The organism is Lentisphaera profundi (genome assembly GCF_028728065.1).
GTDB lineage: Bacteria > Verrucomicrobiota > Lentisphaeria > Lentisphaerales > Lentisphaeraceae > Lentisphaera > Lentisphaera profundi.
The window spans coordinates 746,795-767,045 of the sequence record NZ_CP117811.1 but is presented as its reverse complement, the minus strand read 5'-3'; the positions used below and the strand labels follow the sequence as shown (position 1 = coordinate 767,045).

At 39.7% G+C, this 20,251-nt stretch carries 14 protein-coding genes and 1 pseudogene; 11 read left to right on the top strand and 4 right to left on the bottom strand.

Annotation, left to right across the window (positions count from 1 at the left end):
- Positions 1–109 precede the first annotated feature (109 nt).
- Together PQO03_RS03205 and PQO03_RS03200 are read left to right on the top strand one after the other, a co-directional pair.
- Complete coding sequence (locus PQO03_RS03205) at positions 110–892, top strand: L-fucose dehydrogenase (protein ID WP_274151072.1); 783 nt, start codon at positions 110–112, stop codon at positions 890–892.
- A 31-nt stretch (positions 893–923) separates the two neighbouring features.
- Positions 924–2,063: an alpha-hydroxy acid oxidase gene (locus PQO03_RS03200; protein WP_274151070.1), complete on the top strand. Its 1,140-nt coding sequence runs from the start codon at positions 924–926 to the stop codon at positions 2,061–2,063.
- 79 nt (positions 2,064–2,142) lie between these two features.
- On the opposite strand, the gene ald is transcribed toward PQO03_RS03200, so the two are convergent.
- Entirely contained in the window at positions 2,143–3,213 is a 1,071-nt protein-coding gene (ald, locus tag PQO03_RS03195; protein WP_274151068.1) for an alanine dehydrogenase, read from the bottom strand.
- A gap of 176 nt (positions 3,214–3,389) precedes the next feature.
- Between ald and PQO03_RS03190 the strand changes: the two genes are divergently transcribed.
- The 9 genes and pseudogenes from PQO03_RS03190 to PQO03_RS03155 all read left to right on the top strand — a co-directional run bounded on the left by PQO03_RS03190 (position 3,390) and on the right by PQO03_RS03155 (position 15,370).
- Positions 3,390–5,231: a BatA domain-containing protein gene (locus PQO03_RS03190; RefSeq protein ID WP_274151066.1), complete on the top strand. Its 1,842-nt coding sequence runs from the start codon at positions 3,390–3,392 to the stop codon at positions 5,229–5,231.
- Entirely contained in the window at positions 5,231–7,312 is a 2,082-nt protein-coding gene (locus PQO03_RS03185; protein ID WP_274151065.1) for a vWA domain-containing protein, read from the top strand. The genes PQO03_RS03190 and PQO03_RS03185 overlap by 1 nt, the downstream gene beginning before the upstream one ends.
- A 157-nt stretch (positions 7,313–7,469) precedes the next feature.
- On the top strand, positions 7,470–8,546 hold the full coding sequence (locus tag PQO03_RS03180) for a DapH/DapD/GlmU-related protein (RefSeq protein ID WP_274151063.1): 1,077 nt from the start codon (positions 7,470–7,472) through the stop codon (positions 8,544–8,546).
- A 300-nt stretch (positions 8,547–8,846) separates the two neighbouring features.
- Positions 8,847–9,302: pseudogene (locus PQO03_RS03175) on the top strand (discoidin domain-containing protein); the annotation flags it as partial.
- Positions 9,303–10,338: 1,036 nt separating this feature from the next.
- Positions 10,339–11,106, top strand: a complete 768-nt coding sequence (locus tag PQO03_RS03170) for a prepilin-type N-terminal cleavage/methylation domain-containing protein (RefSeq protein ID WP_274151061.1) — start codon at positions 10,339–10,341, stop codon at positions 11,104–11,106.
- Between the two features lie 576 nt (positions 11,107–11,682).
- The gene (locus PQO03_RS03165; RefSeq protein ID WP_274151059.1) at positions 11,683–13,017 is read left to right on the top strand and encodes a KAP family P-loop NTPase fold protein; all 1,335 of its coding nucleotides are present in this window, start codon (positions 11,683–11,685) and stop codon (positions 13,015–13,017) included.
- A 179-nt stretch (positions 13,018–13,196) separates the two neighbouring features.
- Positions 13,197–14,216, top strand: coding sequence for a virulence RhuM family protein (locus tag PQO03_RS03160; protein ID WP_274151058.1), 1,020 nt, complete (start codon positions 13,197–13,199; stop codon positions 14,214–14,216).
- A 243-nt stretch (positions 14,217–14,459) separates the two neighbouring features.
- Positions 14,460–14,699, top strand: coding sequence for a transposase (locus tag PQO03_RS22045; protein ID WP_420792844.1), 240 nt, complete (start codon positions 14,460–14,462; stop codon positions 14,697–14,699).
- Positions 14,700–14,941: 242 nt separating this feature from the next.
- Positions 14,942–15,370, top strand: coding sequence for an ExbD/TolR family protein (locus PQO03_RS03155; RefSeq protein ID WP_274151057.1), 429 nt, complete (start codon positions 14,942–14,944; stop codon positions 15,368–15,370).
- 373 nt (positions 15,371–15,743) lie between these two features.
- Here the strand turns inward: PQO03_RS03155 and gshB are convergent, their stop codons facing one another.
- The 3 genes from gshB to PQO03_RS03140 form a co-directional block, all read right to left on the bottom strand.
- The gene (gshB, locus tag PQO03_RS03150; RefSeq protein ID WP_274151056.1) at positions 15,744–16,775 is read right to left on the bottom strand and encodes a glutathione synthase; all 1,032 of its coding nucleotides are present in this window, start codon (positions 16,773–16,775) and stop codon (positions 15,744–15,746) included.
- A gap of 426 nt (positions 16,776–17,201) precedes the next feature.
- Complete coding sequence (locus tag PQO03_RS03145; protein ID WP_274151055.1) at positions 17,202–18,605, bottom strand: arylsulfatase; 1,404 nt, start codon at positions 18,603–18,605, stop codon at positions 17,202–17,204.
- Positions 18,602–20,062 (bottom strand): sulfatase, encoded by a 1,461-nt coding sequence (locus PQO03_RS03140; RefSeq protein ID WP_274151053.1) that lies wholly within the window; start codon positions 20,060–20,062, stop codon positions 18,602–18,604. The genes PQO03_RS03145 and PQO03_RS03140 overlap by 4 nt, the downstream gene beginning before the upstream one ends.
- Between the last annotated feature and the right edge of the window lie 189 nt (positions 20,063–20,251).

Below are 20,251 nucleotides of genomic sequence, written 5' to 3'. Positions count from 1 at the left end.
TTGCAGGTTCTGCGGAACCTGCAAAATTTCGACCTAAGTCATCAAAGTAGCCATTTATAATTTCACATGAGACTTGCGCTTCAAGTTTCACTAAACTCAGGAAAACTCTATGGACCTCAATTTAAAAGATAAAGTCATCATCGTCACTGGTGGCGCTCGCGGAATCGGCGGTGGTATTTCCGAATCATTAGCAGCTGAAGGCGCAAAACTCGTTATCCCTAGCCGTCCTTCTGCAGCGACAGAAAAAGCTATTGCTAAACTTCAAGAAAGCACTGAAGTTCTCTATATTCCAGGTGATTTAACCTCTCCTGGTATCTGTGAAAGCATTATCAATCAAACAATTGAAAAATTTGGCGCCATTGATGTCTTGATCAATAACGCCGGTATCAATGATGGCTGTAATATCACTGACTCACTAGACAAATTTCAGCAATCACTTAAAAATAACCTTATCCATGTTTTTGAGCTCGTTCATTACGCTCTTCCACACTTAGAAAAATCTCAGGGCAATATCATCAATATTGGCTCTAAAGTTGCCGAAACAGGCCAAGGCAATGCTACAGGTTATGCCGCTGCAAAAGGTGCTATCAATGCTCTGACTCGTGAATGGGCACTCGAATTCCGCATGAAAAATATTCGTGTGAATTCTATCATTCCTGCCGAATGCATGACGCCTCTTTATGAAAACTGGCTCAGTACTCTTGATGATCCACAAGCCGAAGAAGATCGCATTTCTCAAATGATACCTCTCGGTGAACGCATGACCACTATTGCAGAATTAGCTGACTTAACGGCTTTCATTGCTTCGACTCGCTCTTCACACACCACAGGTCAAATCCTCTACGCTGATGGCGGATATACTCACCTTGACCGTAAATGTACCGTTAAGTGATACTTCACTTAAACTAAAAGGATAAATCAAAATGGACTCACGTTACCCCTCGATAGAATGGTTAGCTGAACGCGCCAAAAAACGCATGCCTGGTTTTGCTTATGACTACTTAACTGGCGGATGCTTTTCCGAAGTCAATTTAGCTCGTAATACTAGCGAAATTCGCGATGTTCAACTACAACCTCACTACCTAAGAGATTTCAAAGGCGCCTCACAAGAGACCACTCTCTTTGGCAAAACTTATGATGCCCCTTTCGGCATTGCTCCTGTAGGTCTTCAGGGACTAATGTGGCCTAAATCTTGTGAAATCCTTGCGAAAGCCGCAAAGCAACACAATGTCCCCTTTTGCCTGAGTACAGTTGGTACTGCCAGCATTGAAACTGTTGCCGAAATTACCGAAGGCGATTTTTGGTTCCAGCTTTACCACCCAGCCGAAAACGATCTTCGTGATAAACTTCTCGAGCGTGCTTGGGCTGCCGGCTGCAAAACTTTAGTTATCTTAGCTGATACACCAACATTTGCCTACCGTCCGAAAGAAATTCGTAATGGTCTCTCTATCCCACCTCGTATGACGGCTCGCAACATCATGCAAATGATGGGCAGACCTCGTTGGGTTTGGGAACAATTACTTGCGGGTAAACCTGAATTCGAAACGATGAAGCCTTATATCCCAAAAGGGCTTAGCATGAAGCACTTAGGTCTCTTTATGAACAAAACTTTTTCTGGCCGTTTGACTGAAGAAAAAATCAAACCCCTCCGTGATAAATGGAAAGGAAACTTGGTCATTAAAGGTATCGTGAATGAGGAAGATGCTAATAAAGCTATTGCCTTGGGCGTAGATGGTATGATTGTATCAAATCACGGCGGTCGCCAGCTCGACTCAGGTGAATCTACTATTAAGCCTCTTAATAAATTAGCCAAAGCCCTGAAAGGCAAAACGACTCTTATGATGGATGGTGGTATTCGCTCTGGTGTAGATATTGCATCATCTGTCGCTTCCGGTGCAGATTTCACTTTTCTCGGACGTGCACCCATGTTTGGCGCTTGTGCAATGGGATCAAAGGGTGGTGATCAAGCCATGCAAATCCTTAAGAAGCAAGTTCAGCAAGTTATGGAACAAGTCGGCTGTGAAAAAGTCGAAGATCTACATAAGCACTTAATCGAAGCTTAAGTCTTACTTCAATCATTTAAAAAAGCGAAGCCTCCGGGCTTCGCTTTTTTTTGTATTCAGATAAAAATAAATACTCTAATCACATCAAGGCAGGATGGATGATTTGTCCTCGGCTTAAGTTTACGGCTCTTTGCAGTGCCGTATTAGATTCTAAGGCTTTCTCTAAACCTAAGTCCGCAATCATTTTTATGTAAGGTAAGGTCTGTGCACATAGGGCCTGCGTTGCCGTAAGTGGGACCGCACCAGGCATATTACTTACACAATAATGTAAAACACCATCAATCTCGTAAACGGGATCATCATGAGTCGTTGGTCGAGACGTTTCAACACAACCCCCCTGATCGACGGCTACATCCACGATGACTGCACCCATTTTCACTAACTTGAGCATGTCACGACTAATGAGCTTCGGAGCCTTACTACCTGGTATTAATACCGCACCCACAACTAAATCTACTGAGGGTAATTCCTGCTCGATATTTGCCCGAGTCGCAAACAAGGTTTGCACGCGCCCTTCATGAATTTCGTCAATTCGACCTAAGGGAGCTTCATTAATATCCATAATAGTAACAGCCGCACCCATTCCCACTGCAATCTTCAAGGCACTTAAACCCACGATTCCCGCACCTAAAATCAAGACTTTACCCGTGCGAACTCCTGGTACGCCACTTAGAAGCACTCCTCGGCCCCCACTGGGTTTTTCTAAGTATTTGGCTCCTTCTTGTATGGCTAAGCGTCCCGCAATTTGAGACATCGGTTTTAAACAGGGCAATGAGCCATTATCGAGCTGAAGTGTTTCGTAGGCCAAAGCATGTACGCGTTTATCTAATAAGCCCTGAAGCAGATCATCATCCGCGGCCAGGTGAAGGTAGGTAAAGATAATTTGATTTTCATGATAAAGTGCGACTTCATCTTTTTGGGGTTCTTTGACTTTTATAATCATATCGGCCCAATCGTGTAAAACTTTGCGATCTTCGCAAATAATACAGCCGGATTTATCATAAAAAACATCATTAAAACCAGCTCTACTTCCTGCCTTCGACTCAATCATAAGTTCATGACCTGCATCTACTAATGCAGCGGCACTCACAGGGTTTAAACCCACGCGAGACTCATTTTTTTTAACTTCTTTTGGAACAGCTATTTTCATGATTTCAACTCCTATTAATGCCAATTAATATATTTCACTACGCTACAAAAACGAATTTTTTATGAAATTTTCTCCATTTTTTTTTAGCAAAAAAATATACGCTCTTTACGCTCATACTTAGCCTAAAATGGCTTGTACTCAGTTTAGGCTTATGTAAAATAGACTAGGAGTTTTTTATGCAGTTTATACACACCTCATTGCTGTTTGGTTTATTGGCCATTCTTATTCCAGTTTTGATTCATTTGTTTCAAAAGCAAAAACCAAAAACTGTCGCAATCCCCACCTTTGCTTTTATTGAGCAAGCCCTAAGCGAAAGCTCCTCCTCACGTAAAATCAAAAGCTCGCTATTGCTCTTCATGCGCATGCTTCTTATTGCGCTCCCCGTCCTTCTTTTAGCACAACCCTTTATTCCTGGCCTTAATGCAGATTTAGGGAAACAGCACCTCATTATCATCGATAACTCATACTATTCAGCACAAGGCCAGCAATTAAACGAAGCCAAAGAAATGGCTCGAGATATCATTAAATCCCTACCCGAAGGCAGTGCACTCAAAATTGCCACTGTCAATAATTCACTTAATGATTACAGCTATATCCATCAAGATATTCTCGAAGAAATAAAATCGCTCTCCCCTAGTACTGGCCTCATTAACTTCCCTAAAATCATCAATCAAGGCGATGATAAAAAACAAAAAGTTACCATCCACTGCATCACGGATTTAAATAAAAATGCGTGGAAAAACAAACTTCCCGAACAAGAAAACATCATTATTTATACGACTCAAAAACGGAGATTCAATAATTATATCAACACGCTCAAGACTCCGCCAAATTTTATCCTTAATCAAAGTTCTAAATTAGAATTAAGCTTGGGCGGCGATACTTCCTTATCGGGTTTGAATGTACAGCTCTATGAAGATGGCGAGATCATACAAACTCGAGCTATCCCCATGAATAAACAATCTTCTATTAAACTAAGCTTTAATTACACGCCCAAGAAAAATGTATTTAAGCTCCACTTCAAACTCGATATAGATGATAACTTTGAAGCCGACAATCATTATTACTTTGTGGGCCAAGCACAATCCCCTAAAAAATTCCATATCATTGATCAAGCAGCACACGGCGAACTTAGCCCTGGACTCTTATGTAAACTTGCTTTACAACAAAGCCCCTCTTTCGAAATCAAATCTTCGAGCCTCAATAACTTAGCTATCGCCTCCGACATCTACTTATTTTCTGGCTTAAGCAATCTTGCAGAAGCCGATTGGAATAAAATCAATAACTTAAGTCAACTCAATAAAGTCATCATCTTTTGGCCGATGCCCGAAGATGATCTTGCTAAGTGGAGCCCGCGACTCCTACCTCTTTTTAGTGACCGCTTTCATTCCGAACAAAACTTAAAGCAGTTCTCTAGCAATAACCCCATTCTCAAAGATTTTAGTCATGAGCTCTACAGCACTCAAGTCAGCACCGTATTCTTTTCAGAAAGATCCCGTCCCACAAAAAGTCTAATAAAAACTTTCACTAAAAAAGACATCGTTTTCAGTACTTCATTCAATAATTCTCAACTAAAATTTTGCGGACTTGGCATCAGTCCTGAATTGGTGAATTCAAATTTTATTGCTCCACTCATTCATCTTTTGACTGCCGCTAAAAGTCATTTAGAACTTTATAATATCACTATTGGGCAATCGATTCAGTTAAACACTGGCAAGCAAGTCAGCATCACCAATCCTGAGGGCATCAAGAGCGAGATCGAGGCCAAGACGATCTCCTACAATAAAATGCTTTTAAGCGGCTTTTATGATCTCAGTAATGATCAATCCTATGCCGTTAATCTCGAACGAAAAATGGCTGTCGACGATTATTTTGACGCCCAAAAACAACAAGACCTCAATAAGATATCTTCCCAAGGTTTTCATATCACGAGCTCCTTCATGACCATCATTTTACTCATTGTCATTTTGGCCATCAATTTAATTGAATTGCGCCTTACGCAAAAGGGAGATATCTAATGCCTAGTTTCTCCCCGATTATACCGCTACCGATTCTAGCGATTATTTTTGTCCTCTACCTCTGGTCTCTATGGGCCCTTTGGAAGCGCGAACAAGGCAAGAAACCTATCTATCTTATTTTTCGTTTTATTGCCACTCTATTAATTTTCTTTTGTGCCTTAAAGCCCGCATGGAAGATCTCTCAAACAATCAGTTCGAAGCAGAGTCTCTACATCCTCATTGACTCATCTCAGAGTATGGAAGTTGAAGATGAGCTCCCTTCGAGATATAAAAATGCTCTTAGTCTTATTGAGAAACATAGAGAAGAAATTGATGAACTCGATCGCCTCAATGTAGAAATCCGCTTCTTCGATTTAAAGCTCCACGAAACATCACCAGATAAGCTTGGTTCGGCGACTTCTATTTCAAATGCTTTAAGTACTTGCCTTCAGGAAGATAACAAAATAAAAGCCTTCATGCTCTTAAGTGATGGCATCCAAAACCATGGTCAAGATTTAGAAAAAGTGATTTACACTATTAAACAAAATGAAACCTCCGTTTATTTTGTCGCCTTTGGCAAAGAGAAACTCCAAGGACAATTTTCTGATATTTCACTAAGTGAGTTGAGAAGTCCTGAATTTATCCAAGATAAGCAAGATCTGAAAATAAAATTCCGCGCCGAACTCAAAGGCCTGAAAGGGAAAAACCAAAGTTTTGAATTGATGCATGAAGGCCGATTGCTCACTTCGCAAACTTACCTAGCTAAAAGCAATCATGATATTGTAGAGCTCGAAATGATTGTCCCTGAAAAAAAACTCAAAGCTTCCTACAAATTATTGACGATTAAGGCTCCTCCGCGCGCTAATGAAATCACCCCTCTGGATAACGAAGCTCAACGCTTGATTTTCGTTCGTGAAGAAGGCCTCAAAATATTATTGCTTGCCACCCATCCCTCCGCTGACTATAAATTCCTTCGCCGCAGCCTAGAAACCAACCCCCACTTCACTCTCACCAGTCCTTCACCTTTCGTACTACAAAGCTCAAGAGCAGATGATTTTTGGAAAGAAACGCAATTGGATGATTACGACCTCATTATCCTCTCGCAGGTCAATCCCAAATTCTTGAAGCCTCGTTTTTTTAATGAACTCTATGAACTTTACTCATTAAATAAAAAGGGTGTACTCATTATTAATGGCAGTGACTTTAATAAATACCTCAGTCAAGATTTAGCTTTCGCTGATTCGTTGCCCATTTTACCTGTAGGAGCCCCTCTCGAACAAGACATCATTATCAATGAACTCAGCCAGAATCACTTCATCAGTAAAAACTTTAAAGATTACAATTTAAATACTCTAGCCATTAGCGGCATCACTTTCCCGAGTCGTGCCAATCCTGGCTCACAAGTTATTCTAGATAGTTCGCTTGCCCCACTCATTGTCACTCGCCAATGGAAAGCATCACGCTTGGGCATGATTCAAACCAACTCACTTTGGCAATTAAACCTCAATGAAAACCAAGAATTCTACCACGACATCATCACTCGCCTCGCTTATTTTTTATGCGCTCGCGAAAACGATCTCAAAGATTCACTCAATGTAAAAAGCAACAAACTAAACTATGTCCAAAAAGAAAAAGTCTTTTTTACGGCGAGTCTAAAAAATGCCGAAGGTACACAAGTTAAAGGTGCTGATGTGAAACTCACTTTCAAAGATCAAAACCATAGTATGACACCCATGGCTTTATCCTATGCTCACACACAAGTTTTTGAGCAAAGTGGCCTCATTGAATTTAAGGCCAAAAGTAAAATGAATGAGGAAAGTTTAGTCTCACTCCCTGCTCAACTCTATGTTAACCAAGAACATAATGAGCTTAAGGATATCAGTACTAATCTTCAATTACTCAATACTCTCAGCGAACAAACTAAGGGAGCTCAAGTCTTGCGTAGTGATTTTTCTGACTGGCTCAAAAAAATGAATCGTACTGGCCGTGTTCACTCCGTTTCTCTACAAGTTAAAAACACTCCACTCTGGGATAACTACTTCATTCTCTGCTTAATCTTATTCTTCTTCTGTTTAGAATGGTATTGGCGTAAATTCGTTTAGTTTTACTAAATTATTTCACTCGCCTCACAGATCATTTTTTGATCCCTACACTTCTACAAATTTATCCGAAGGAAAGCCTCCTTTAACAGATGTTTTTCTTCGACTGTGCTCTATATTGCCGACTATATCTTAATTAAACTATTTGGAAAATTTAAGTATGAGCACTATTTATTGGGCCGTTGGCCTCCGCCGTAGCCATGACGACAAAGTTCTTGACGTCCTCTTCCCTTTTATCAAAGCTAGCACTCCTGAAGAGTTTGCGGACATCGCAAAAATCACTGGTGCAAGCTCCGCTTCAATCAATACTCAGACTCTTTCTGAAGATCAGTTGCAAGCCCTCGTTGAGCACAACTCGAATGACTTGAGCTTAGCGACTATGCTCACTGACTTTGACATGAATGACAACATCTATTCAATCACTGATCGCGTTATCACGGTGCTTCCTAATTTCACTGAAAGCTCAGTAGAATCTACTGAAGATGCTTACCTTCGTTTACAAATGCTCAGTCAGCGTCTTGTTCAACCCCATGGTGTGAGTCTCGATAGTGTTTTTGGCAAGCTCCCTAACTTAGCGTGGACTAACTATGGTCCGATCTTCCCTGAGCATGTTCAAGAACTCACCATCCAAACTTTTTCCTCTATCCAGCCCCTCTCTATCACACACGTAGACAAGTTCCCTTACATGGCTAACTATCACGTGCCTTCTGGTGTTCGCATTGGTAATGGCGCAAAAATCCGTCTCGGTGCTCACCTCGGCGAAGGCACAACAGTTATGCAAGCAGGCTTTGTGAATTTCAATGCTGGTACTGAAGGCAACGCCATGATCGAAGGCCGCGTATCTGCTGGCGTATTCGTTTCTAAAGATTCTGATGTTGGCGGTGGTGCTTCTATTATGGGTACACTCTCTGGTGGTGGCAAAGAAGTTGTTGCTATTGGCTCAAAATGTCTTCTTGGTGCCAATGCAGGTACGGGTATCTCACTCGGCTTTGGCTGTACTGTGGGTGCGGGAACTTACGTAACTGCTAGCTCAAAAATTTCGCTCTATGACGAAAATAATAACGCAATCAACCTCAATGGCGACTTAGTTGCTGAGGGTGAAAATATCGTCAAAGGCCTCGACCTTAGCGGCAAAGATAAATTACTCTTCTACCAAGATTCGGTTTCTGGCAAACTCATCTGCCGTCCAAATCCAAAAACAGTTGAACTCAATAGCTCACTTCATCTCAACGATTAAGTCGACCTAAAATCAACTTTTACGGGAACTCGCATGAGTTCCCGTTTTTTTTGTTTTAAATTGATACAAGTTTTTAATTTAAAAGAATCACCCTATAATAACTATGCTATCTAAGGCCGTCTTGATTACTCTAGGTTCCATTTATTGACTTAATATAGACGTACGGAGATCTGTGTAATGAAGGTTTATCTATTGATATTTTTAGTCTTATTACAGTTTCAGTACCTATCCTCACAAGAAGCTATAATCACGGCTAGTTCGCGAGAAAAAAATTCTCTGTGATTTCAAGAATCGAATGCCTTTGATGGCAAAATGAACACACGCTGGAGTTCTCAGTTTGCTAATAAACAATTTTTGAGCATCGAACTTCCAAAAATTTACACACTCAAGCAAGTTAAAATTTTCTGGCAGGACTCATACGCTCAAGACTACAATATTAAAGTGTCCACAGATAATAAAAAATGGACCACAATTCATAATAAAACGAATAAAAACCGTGCAACTCCCGATTACATAAAATTAGAATCACCCATACAAGTTAGATACATAATGTTTGATTTAATTAAGAGAAAAACAAAGTATGGCTTCTCGATTATTGAGATTAAACTCAATGGAAAAACACTAAAAAAATTCCTCTCGAAAGAAGAAGACTCCGTTAAACTACCGCAAACAGTCAAACCCGCGCCGCCAAAAAAAACCACTCAACCAAAGAAACCCACAAGTCCAAAAAAAGCTGATAAATTAATTTATATTTGAAAATTTACAGATCGGGTAAAACCTACTTGAGTAGTAGTGATAAATAACACTCCGTGTTGGCTTTGATTTAAGAACTTAGTATTCTAACTTAATTGTAGCGTAGTCAGGCACGACAACTTTGTCGGGCCTTTTTCTTTATCTGAGCCTATTTATGGATATTTTCTCTATAATTCTCCATAACTTGCACATGATTTCTATCATCTTCACCCTAATTTAGTGTTGCCACACGAGCGGACAAGAGCTGGGAGCACGCATTCCATGCGGCATTAAAAAAGCTGAGGAAATAAAACCTGGGAGCGCAGGCATCTTGCCTGCATAAAAAGATGAGAGATTTAGGACTTGCTGGGAGCGCGGGCGTCTCGCCCGCATTTACGAAAACGCTGGGAGCACCGCAATCCTTGCGGCATTAAAAGAAAAAACGAGGGTTGGCTAAATGATTACGGATAAAATTAAGAATAATCGTATTTGGGATATGTTTTGGAAAGATGAGTTCTCTCCGAGTAAAAAACGCGTTCAAAAGAGAATTCTAATAATGTTGAATTCTAAATGCTTAATTTTGAATAGTTGGAAAATCATTGTATTTGAAAAACGGAAGCATGATTTTACACCCTCGGAGAGGATGAATGTACTTAGCCTGGAGTAAAACCCCAGGTGAAAAAACAGATTGTAAATCTCGTCCTCGACGAGGGCGAATTAATTGACCATCTTCGATGATCTAGTGATGGATAATCGATTCCTTGGGAGTGAGCTTCGCCTACCCCCAAGGCTAAAAACATGACGCATCTTCGATGCTATTGTCACCAAATTAATAGCTTCAAAAAACGGCCTTTTTAGGTAATCTCTTAAAGTCATAAGTTCTTGCTGAATAGTGATAAAACAACTCTGCATCAGGCTCGAGATAGTGCATATTTTTACATATTAGATTCATTATACATCATAATAAAAAAATTATACAGTAGCAAGGTGCTTATTATGCGTGTTTTACACATTAACAGAATATAGAGTTCTATAAATAGGTATTGAAAAAGGAAAAATTATGAATAAGAAAAATTTTACCCTCATTGAAATCTTGGTAGTTGTCGCAATCATCGGCATTCTTGGATCCTTACTTTTACCTAGCCTTGGTAAAGCAAGAAGGAAAGCTAAGACATCTGTATGTATCAATAACCTCAAACAAGTTTCTACGTTTTTACTGATGGTTCCCGATGACAACCAAGATCACTATGTTGTTGGCCTTAAAAAGTACCGTACAAATGATGTCTGGGATGACTACTTGGCTTTAGATGGCTATGATGGTCGAAAGATGTTATTGGGGTGGACGTATTGGAACTGGATTCATCCAAATAATGTGCAGGGAGGGGACAAGTTATATTATTGCCCATCCGCGGAATTTAGCCAGATAGATGCTGCTGGTTACCCAAAGAGAAATTACATACTCAACTCAAACTTAAGCTGGACTAAGGGCTCGGCAACACAAGCTGATGTTGCAAAGCCTTCTTCAACGGTTATGATTAGAGAATTCGTCGCCCCTAGGAACTTGGGCAGTCGACAGTACGCGATTTCGGGATATTCTGATTGGGCGGGAACTCATTCTCAGCATGGAAAACAAATGTTTTCAAACATCGGTTTTGCCGATGGCAGTGTCAGAAGTACCTTCTTGCCATCGACTTCAAAAAAATTCCTCTCGAAAGAAGAAGACTCCGTTAAACTACCGCAAACAGTCAAACCCGCGCCGCCAAAAAAAACCACTCAACCAAAGAAACCCACAAGTCCAAAAAAAGCTGATAAATTAATTTATATTTGAAAATTTACAGATCGGGTAAAACCTACTTGAGTAGTAGTGATAAATAACACTCCGTGTTGGCTTTGATTTAAGAACTTAGTATTCTAACTTAATTGTAGCGTAGTCAGGCACGACAACTTTGTCGGGCCTTTTTCTTTATCTGAGCCTATTTATGGATATTTTCTCTATAATTCTCCATAACTTGCACATGATTTCTATCATCTTCACCCTAATTTAGTGTTGCCACACGAGCGGACAAGAGCTGGGAGCACGCATTCCATGCGGCATTAAAAAAGCTGAGGAAATAAAACCTGGGAGCGCAGGCATCTTGCCTGCATAAAAAGATGAGAGATTTAGGACTTGCTGGGAGCGCGGGCGTCTCGCCCGCATTTACGAAAACGCTGGGAGCACCGCAATCCTTGCGGCATTAAAAGAAAAAACGAGGGTTGGCTAAATGATTACGGATAAAATTAAGAATAATCGTATTTGGGATATGTTTTGGAAAGATGAGTTCTCTCCGAGTAAAAAACGCGTTCAAAAGAGAATTCTAATAATGTTGAATTCTAAATGCTTAATTTTGAATAGTTGGAATCTCTGATGGTTGAAAATTACTCTTTAAAGAATCGTGAGTACTCACCATCAGGTGATTCGGCTTTTGAAAGTGATGCTTTCAAGGGACGTGATGGTGATCGAGCGAAATTTGCAGAAGTCTTAACTCGTTTTTTAGAAAATACTCAATCTGACTTTGTTTTAAATATCGACTCAGAGTGGGGTTCTGGAAAAACGTACTTCCTAAGAGAGTGGCAAAAACAATTATTGTCCGAAAATAAGCTTTGTATATATTTCAATGCTTGGAAGCATGATCATGAAGAAAATGCTTTCCCACCTATTTTTGCTACTATTGCAGATAACCTACCGAGAAACGATCAAAAGCAAAAAGATATTTATAATTCGATTTTAGATACTGGAGGAAAATTAATTCTTGGTTTAGGGAAAAAATTTATTGGAGATGAAACTGTAGATGCTATTACAGATGTGTTTGGTCAAAAGGTAATAGATTCATTTCAGAACAAACAAAGTGAATTAGAGAATTATAAAACCTCATTACAAAAATCAACAGACCTATCAAGTAATGGCAAAGTGTTCATCTTCATTGATGAGCTAGATCGCTGCCGTCCAAGTTTTTCTGTTGAAGTACTAGAAAAAATTAAACATTTTTTTGAGATTGATAATATTATCTTTGTCATTGCTACAGATAACGACCAACTCTCAGCTACGGTTAAAAAGTTTTATGGTGATGAGTTTTCTGCATCTAAGTATTTAGAACGCTTCTTTGACCAACAGACAATATTACCTAAGCCAGACACATGTGGATTTATTGAGCTCATCTTTGAGAAATATCCGATGCCTTACGCCAATCGAATTTCTCAATCTGATAACTCACCAGAACTGAGTAAACGTCTTATGAGTTCTTTGTTTAATGACTTTAATATTGAACTCAGAACAATTAATAGAATGTATTCGAAAATCTTTTTAATAATGAACTCTAGTGATAAAAATTTAAATCTTTTTCTAGTTCAGCTTTTTGTTATAATGGAAGATATAAAACTAGATTTCTTTTACTTTTTAAAAAGTGAAAGTTCTAGGAACGAAACCCTACATCTAGCCTATAAAAGAATGACCGGAAATGATGTTAACGTCCTTAAATCCGACCGTTTTTACAATGATGTTTTGAATCTTAAAATCACCACTTTCAATATTGGAATCTCACAATGCTATGAATTAGTATTGGGAATGAAAAATAATAATCACGATTCACGTTTAGTTAGAGAATTGAAAACTGATCATAATGACAGGACTACCAGGTCTGATTATTTAAAAGATCATTTTGACGCCATGAATTTATTTAATAATGATATTTTGGAGAGTTAAAGTGAGTGGAATTGTAAACATTTATTGTGATGAGAGTTGTCACTTAGAGAACGACGGCCAAAAAGCGATGGGTTTAAAAAACAGGCTGATTCAAACAGCTTTTCTCTCACCCCGAAACCCCGGGGACAGATATTTCATGATGGAGTCACAATACATCGAGTGGAAGGAATGCAGTTAATATGAAAGAAGAAGAAAATATAATTATCTACACCAGTAAAGATGGCAAAGCTTCGGTTAGTCTTTTTGCCCAGGATGGCCAGGTGTGGATGACACAAAATCAGCTCGCAGAACTTTTTTCCACCTCGAAACAAAATATCGGCCAGCACATCACAAGTATTATCAATGACAATGAGTTAGATGAAAATTCAGTTATAAAGAAATACTTTACAACTGCCGCTGATGGCAAAAAGTATGAAGTAAGCCACTACTCACTTGAGATGATCTTGGCGATTGGCTTTCGAGTGCGCAGTAAACGCGGTGTGCAATTTAGAGTCTGGGCTAATCAAAATCTTAAAGAATACATGGTCAAAGGTTTCGTCATGGATAAGGAACGCCTTAAAAACCCAGATGGCCGTGCCGATTATTTTGATGAATTACTGGCAAATATCCGCGATATAAGATCTTCCGAAAAGCGTTTTTACCAGAAGGTGCGCGATCTATTTGCCTTGAGTACAGACTACGACACTACAGATAAAGCGACTCAGATGTTTTTCGCTGAAACTCAAAATAAACTGATTTTTGCCAGTACCCAAAAAACTGCTGCAGAGCTTATCGTTGAAAGAGCCGATTCAGATAAGAGCAATATGGCCCTGACATCCTGGAAAGGTCGAGTAGTTCGTAAGCAGGATATATTCATCGCTAAAAATTACCTGATAGAAGATGAAATAGACACCCTAAATAGACTTGTCACGATTTTCCTGGAGAGTGCTGAACTTCGGGCCAAAACCCGTAAGTCATTTACTATGAGTTTCTGGCAGGAAAATGTAGATAAAGTACTCTCTTCAAATGACTTCCCCCTTTTGGAAGGAAAAGGCAGTATCAGCAAGAAAGAGGTGGAAGAGGAAGTCTCAGAAATTTATAAGTCTTTTGAACAAAGGCGCAAACAGGAAGAGGTCGAACAAGCTGACTTTGAAGATATGCAGGAACTAAAGATAGTGGAAGAGGAAATTAAAAGGAGAAACTTTAGGGATCATTCGTGATTCCTAATTGATTATGACTAAGTTCACCTTCATAGAAGACGTTTTATCCGAGGTCTATCAGGAAGCCGTCATGGCCTAGAAATACCTGCGCGAAGATAAATGCGCTGGGAGCGCTGGCATCTTGCCTGCATAAAAAGAAAAGATGAGGAAATAAAACCTGGGAGCGCGGGCGTCTCGCCCGCAAAATAATGCTCAGAACGCAAGGAAATTGAAAGACTTCTCGATAAGGGCTACGGTTCCTGTGTGCTTAGAAATCCTGCTTCTGCTCAAATAGTCCTAGATACCTGGACGTTTTTTGATGGGGAGTGTTATGATTTGATATCGTATGTGGTGATACCCAATCATGTGCATGTTTTGATTAAGACTTATGAGGGGCATTCTTTGAGTGATCTTATTCATTCATGGAAATCTTTTACTTCGAATGAAATAAAAAAGTTCTTAAGGAATAATGCGGGGGAAGAAAAAAGGCGGGAGGGCATATGAAAGTAAGCCAAAATGTGTGGAATTTTAATTCCCCTCTCCTATTTAGAATCTAGCCTTCTAACCTGCTTAATCGTAATTAAGCATGCGATCCACTAATACCTTTCCCCTTTTATATCAATACTTTACAGAAACCAAAAGCCGTCCGCCCATAAAAACTTGCTTTAGCTAAAGCTCAGACCCTATAGTTAAGAATAGGCGCAAATGCACTATGCTGTTCACTTAATTAAACGAGGTTGATAATCATGGCAAAGAAAAAGAAAAGATTAAAAGTGGTAGTTGGCGATACTGAGCTTCCCTTATCGGCAATGATTGACGTTACATTTCTATTGTTAACGTATTTCTTAATTACCAATAGCCCTGTCATTGAAGAAGCTCATGTAGCGGTAAATGCGCCTTCTCATTCCCCCGACATCACTATTCTCACAGATGCCAATCTTGACCTCATGGTGATGAAAGATCACTACCATCTCCCGAGCTTAGGACATAGTTTTAAACATGCCTCGGATATGAATGAATTTATTGCGACTTACGCAAAAAACACTGCAGGTAGTTCAAGCAAAATTTGTCTCAAACTCGAAGGCAATGCAAAAACAGAACAGCTCATCAATATAATTGATCTATTAGCCAAAGAAGGCCTCGAGGATAAACTCACCATTGCCTTCCTTAATTAAATTCGTTCAAAAAATAGCTAGCTAAGAAAATAGCGTGGGGCATCTTCTCTTCTGAATTTCGTCCCTCGCTAAGCTTTCTTACTTTTTTTAGACTTGCCACTCTTTTTGCTTTTCTTTCCTTTTTTACCAGAAGCTTTATGCTCTTTTGTTGGCCACCATCCCCACTTATCTGAGACGCGAAATAAATCATTTATATATAATTTTGAGCATCGTGAATCAGTGGTGCTTGGGTCGAAACTAATTTAACCCAAACGCCACTTTCTAATTCACTAGTGAAGCTTTTATCCCTAAATCCTATCTCTTAGGCAATAGGATTCAAGGAAGAAATTGAGTATATATAAGAAGTATACTTAGTCAGATCTTCTTATATATATTAGCTTCTAAGTTCGCTGAGATGTTTCAGTAAATACTCCAACTCTACACGTTTTTCGATCTTTTCATCTACTTTTTCTTCGAAAAAATCTACTACTTGCCGATGTAGTTTTAATTTATTTAAACGATTTATATTGGTGATTCCCCCAGGGTTGAGAACATTGACTTCCAGAATTTTGTCACCAATCATATCGAGACCTACAAAGAATAAACCATCTGCAAGAAGTTTAGTTCCTATTTTTTTACAAATGCGCTTTTGGCTCTCTGTCAATTCATATTTGTGCGCGGAACCACCTTGTTGAATGTTAGCACGGATTTCTCCATCTGCTGGTCTACGTTGATACGCTCCAATAGCTTTACCATTCAGCATGATTACACGAACATCTCCTTCTTCCGCCCCTTCAATAAATTCTTGGAGGATTACGTAACTATCTTTCGACTCATCAAGATAGAAATCAAGCAGAGAGTTGATGTTTGTACGAGCATTTTTTTCCAGTACAATTACCCCGCGACCACCAGACCCATCCAGTGGTTTCATTATCATTTTTTCGTGATTAGATTCATCAATAATACGATTAATATAGGCTTTACTACCAGAAACATGGGTCTCAGGTAGAAAACTTCCACTAGGATCATGAAAAGTCGTCGTATAGAGTTTATTATTCGCTTTACGAATACCATCGAGATCATTAATGATAATAGTCTCATTTTTAATAGCATCAAGGAAGTTAAAGACAATTGGATTAATTGGAGGATCTTTACGCATCATGATACAGTCAAAAGCATGTAAGGCGATAAGTTTACGTTCTACCTGAATCTTCTTGTAAAAACTTGTGATGTTTTCCGTGAACTTCCCCTCATAGCTTAGCTCCTTTACAAAGCCATGGACGATGTTATCACGTACAGTTAAGTCATTTGTGTAAAGGATCGAAACCCTATGTTTACGTAATAGACACTCTTTGATGATTGCCAATGTAGAACTGTTTGGAGGATCGATTTTCTCCCAGTTTTCAATAATAAAACCTATTCGCATACTGTATTCCTGTTAATCTATAAACGCTGTTTATTTATGATAATAATTGATGTTAATTAATACTTTGAATCTACTGAAAAATTATCAAAAAAAAATCTATGCGTTGATCATATCAATATATGCTAAGATCAAAAATTATTTTATTATTTTGACACCTTAAATTAATCTCTTTTTTCTTTTCTGAAAAGTCAAAATGATGAAAATTTCGGATGATTTAATTTCTATCATTATGAAAATCCAATATCCCCGAAACTGGAAAGAATTTTATATGAAAGGATTCACGACTCCACTGCTCTGAGATGCACAAATAACGTCACCGATTCAGCTGATAAATCTGCTCTAATCAAAGTGAACTCTTAAGAAGAATGAAAATAGGAAGCTAAGAAAATAGCGTGGGGCATCTTCTCTTCAGAATTTCGTCCCTCGCTAAGCTTTCTTGCCTTTCTTAGACTTGCCACTCTTTTTGCTTTTCTTTCCTTTTTTACTAGAAGCTTTGTGCTCTTTTGTTGGCCAATGAGTATCATCGACGTGTTCTCTATCGATGATCTTAGTCATACGTGAAACGAGCTCAGGATAAGAAGAAGCGATATCATTAGCTTCTTTGCGGTCATCGCTTAATTTATAAAGCTGCATTGCATCCTTAGTACCAAATCGAATGCCTTTGTAATCGCCAATAATGATTGACTGCTGAAAACCCGAATAAAACTCCCAATAAATGAAGTCATGGGGCTTTTGTTTTTTCCCGAGTAACGTGGGCAAGACTGATATTCCATCTGTAGATTCTGGCTTGGAGATGCCAATCATTTCCGCAAATGTCGGCATTATATCATAAAAAACCCATTTGAAATCACTTACTTTTCCAGCGGGAATTTTCCCAGGCCAACGCACTAACATCGGCTCATTGACTCCCCCTTGAAATAAGGAGCGCTTAATCCCCTGCTGATCACCCCGAGAATTAAATTTATCGTCTTTCCAAATCTTGGCTGGTCCATTATCACTCGTAAAAAAAACAATGGTATTATCATCGATCTCCAATTTTTTCAAAAGTGCCATCAGGCGTCCTACATCTGAGTCCATGCGAGTAATCATGGCCGCAAATATTTTTTCTGTCGGGCTCAGATTTTTGACCTCTGCATAAATCCCCAAATCGGGAACCTTGTATTCATTATGTGGAATCGTAAAAGCTGCGTAGTAAAAAAATGGTTTTTCATGATTATCTTCAATCCATTTGAGCATGTCATCCGCCATCGAATCATGTGAGTAACGCGGCTTGCCATCAATGCGCTCCACTGGAACATCTTTACCATTCTTCCACAGCGTATCCACATAATATTTATGCGCTTTCTTTTGGTCGAGATAACCATAAAAATGATCATAACCCTGCTTATCTGGACTACCGCTCGTACCGGCATTTCCGAGACCCCATTTGCCACAACCGCCTGTTGCGTATCCCGCATCTTTGAGCATTTCTGCAATAGTAAAATCTGCTGCTTTAAGTGGGACGAGGGTTTTATTACCATCTGTAGAGGTATTATCACGGCGGCGGGCATGACCTGAGTGCTTTCCCGTTTGAAGGACACAGCGTGATGGTCCGCAAACTGGTGAACCCGTATAAGCCTGAGTAAACATGGTTCCTTCTGTAGCGAGACTATCGATATGCGGTGTTTTGATAATGTCGTTAAAACCATAACAGCCGATTTCACCGATACCTAAATCATCTGCCATGATAAAAATTATATTCGGCTTGCTATCCTCTCCATAAGTCATTAAGGAAAGTGCTAGGAATAGGAGTGAACTTATTATTTTATTTTTCATCAAGCTTTTATTCATTTGCTTTCCTTTTTATTTTTACGCTTATTTTTTGATTTCTTGCCTTTTGATGGCTCTTCAATTCCATACGCAGGGTTCTTTTCCGTAGGAATCGGAGCCTCGCACGTACCATGCCACTCCAGTAATTCTGTCAGTAATTGATCCACTAATTCAGGTTTTTCAGTGGCGATATTCTTATACTCGCCGCGATCATGCTCTAGGTCGTAAAGTTCAATTGCCTTGTTATCTGGAAAACCAGCCCTTCCTCCGTCGAGAAGCCATTCCTCGAGGTAAAGATGCATTTTCCAGCGCCCTTTGCGCATCACTGTAACCGGACGAGTTCGAAAGATTTTATCACGTCCACGAAGCACAGCTTTATCAAGGTAACCGGGCATATGCCAGAAAAGCGATTGACGCTTCAATTTGCCAGTTTGAGTCAAAAGAGGCATCAAACTTTCACCATCGAGAATTTTTGAACTTTTAACACCTGCCATATCGAGAAAGGTGGGAAAGTAATCAATTTGCATCACTGGGACGGAACTCACCGAGCCTGCTTCGATCACACCAGGCCAATAAGCAATCATCGGCTCGCGTATGCCTCCTTCATAATAACAACCCTTTTTGCCTCGTAAGGGTTCCTGTGATTTTGCACCACTGCCATTATCACTGGTGTAGATAACTAGAGTATCCTTTTCGAGACCGAGCTCTTTAATTTTCTTAAGTACGTGACCGACGCTATCATCTAGGTCATAGATACAGGCTTTGTAAGTATCACTGATCATTTTACGTGTTGATTCACGCGCCTGAACAGGACCATGAGGTGCATGGTGAGCGAGATAAACGAAAAAAGGCTTATCCTTATTGGCCTCCATAAATTCACAGGCTTTTCTTGAAAGCGTATAAACGCCTTTGGCATCATTGCTGGGCCCCTTGAGATTCCCCTTGGCTCCTTCGGGATGTTCACCCTCACCAAAGCTATCATAAGTGACATCAAAGCCCTGCTGACTTGGTAATGCCCCTCCGCCTCCTGGGGTATTTTTCCCGCCTTTCTCATAAAGATGCCACTTACCAAAATGCCCTGTTGCATAGCCTGCTTCTTTTAAAGCATCTGCTATTGTGATATTTTCGACTGCGAGGCCATCACGATTAGGAATGGGGATGAGGCGCATTTTAGATGAGGGACCACGATTCGTACTATTTACAGCAAAAACGTGATGGCGTGGTGTATAATTCCCTGAAAGGAGACAGGCCCGTGCAGGTTGGCAATTGGCTGCGTTGGTGTAGGCATCAGTAAAAATCATGCCCTCACTTGCTAGCTTATCGAGAACAGGGGTTTTAAATTCACCATCTGATTGATAACCGATATCTTTCCAGCCTTGGTCATCCGCGTAGATGAGTACGATATTTGGTTTTTTTTGCGCCGAAATTACCAGCGTCAAAAACAAAGCATAAAAGAGTATTTGTCTAAATTTATTCATTCGCTTATCCATCTTATCTTTTTAGTCTTTCACTTCATAAACATATTAGATATTCTCAGCTAAGTGATAAACCTTTCACTCTAATTCAAAAAATAGGGTATTCCGAAAATCAGTCTTGACTCAAATAGAAATACGATTATCCAGAAGAGAGGGCATGATGCTGCGCATACGAGAAGGACGCGGTCCCTC

Bases quoted from the DNA above. Each gene is read 5' to 3' on its own strand.
- ald (WP_274151068.1), bottom strand. From the start codon at position 3,213: ATGAAAATAGCTGTTCCAAAAGAAGTTAAAAAAAATGAGTCTCGCGTG.
- PQO03_RS03180 (WP_274151063.1), top strand. From the start codon at position 7,470: ATGAGCACTATTTATTGGGCCGTTGGCCTCCGCCGTAGCCATGACGAC.
- PQO03_RS03160 (WP_274151058.1), top strand. From the start codon at position 13,197: ATGAAAGAAGAAGAAAATATAATTATCTACACCAGTAAAGATGGCAAA.
- PQO03_RS03200 (WP_274151070.1), top strand. From the start codon at position 924: ATGGACTCACGTTACCCCTCGATAGAATGGTTAGCTGAACGCGCCAAA.
- PQO03_RS03190 (WP_274151066.1), top strand. From the start codon at position 3,390: ATGCAGTTTATACACACCTCATTGCTGTTTGGTTTATTGGCCATTCTT.
- PQO03_RS03165 (WP_274151059.1), top strand. From the start codon at position 11,683: ATGGTTGAAAATTACTCTTTAAAGAATCGTGAGTACTCACCATCAGGT.
- gshB (WP_274151056.1), bottom strand. From the start codon at position 16,775: ATGCGAATAGGTTTTATTATTGAAAACTGGGAGAAAATCGATCCTCCA.
- PQO03_RS03145 (WP_274151055.1), bottom strand. From the start codon at position 18,605: ATGAATAAAAGCTTGATGAAAAATAAAATAATAAGTTCACTCCTATTC.
- PQO03_RS03155 (WP_274151057.1), top strand. From the start codon at position 14,942: ATGGCAAAGAAAAAGAAAAGATTAAAAGTGGTAGTTGGCGATACTGAG.
- PQO03_RS03185 (WP_274151065.1), top strand. From the start codon at position 5,231: ATGCCTAGTTTCTCCCCGATTATACCGCTACCGATTCTAGCGATTATT.
- PQO03_RS03205 (WP_274151072.1), top strand. From the start codon at position 110: ATGGACCTCAATTTAAAAGATAAAGTCATCATCGTCACTGGTGGCGCT.
- PQO03_RS03170 (WP_274151061.1), top strand. From the start codon at position 10,339: ATGAATAAGAAAAATTTTACCCTCATTGAAATCTTGGTAGTTGTCGCA.
- PQO03_RS03140 (WP_274151053.1), bottom strand. From the start codon at position 20,062: ATGAATAAATTTAGACAAATACTCTTTTATGCTTTGTTTTTGACGCTG.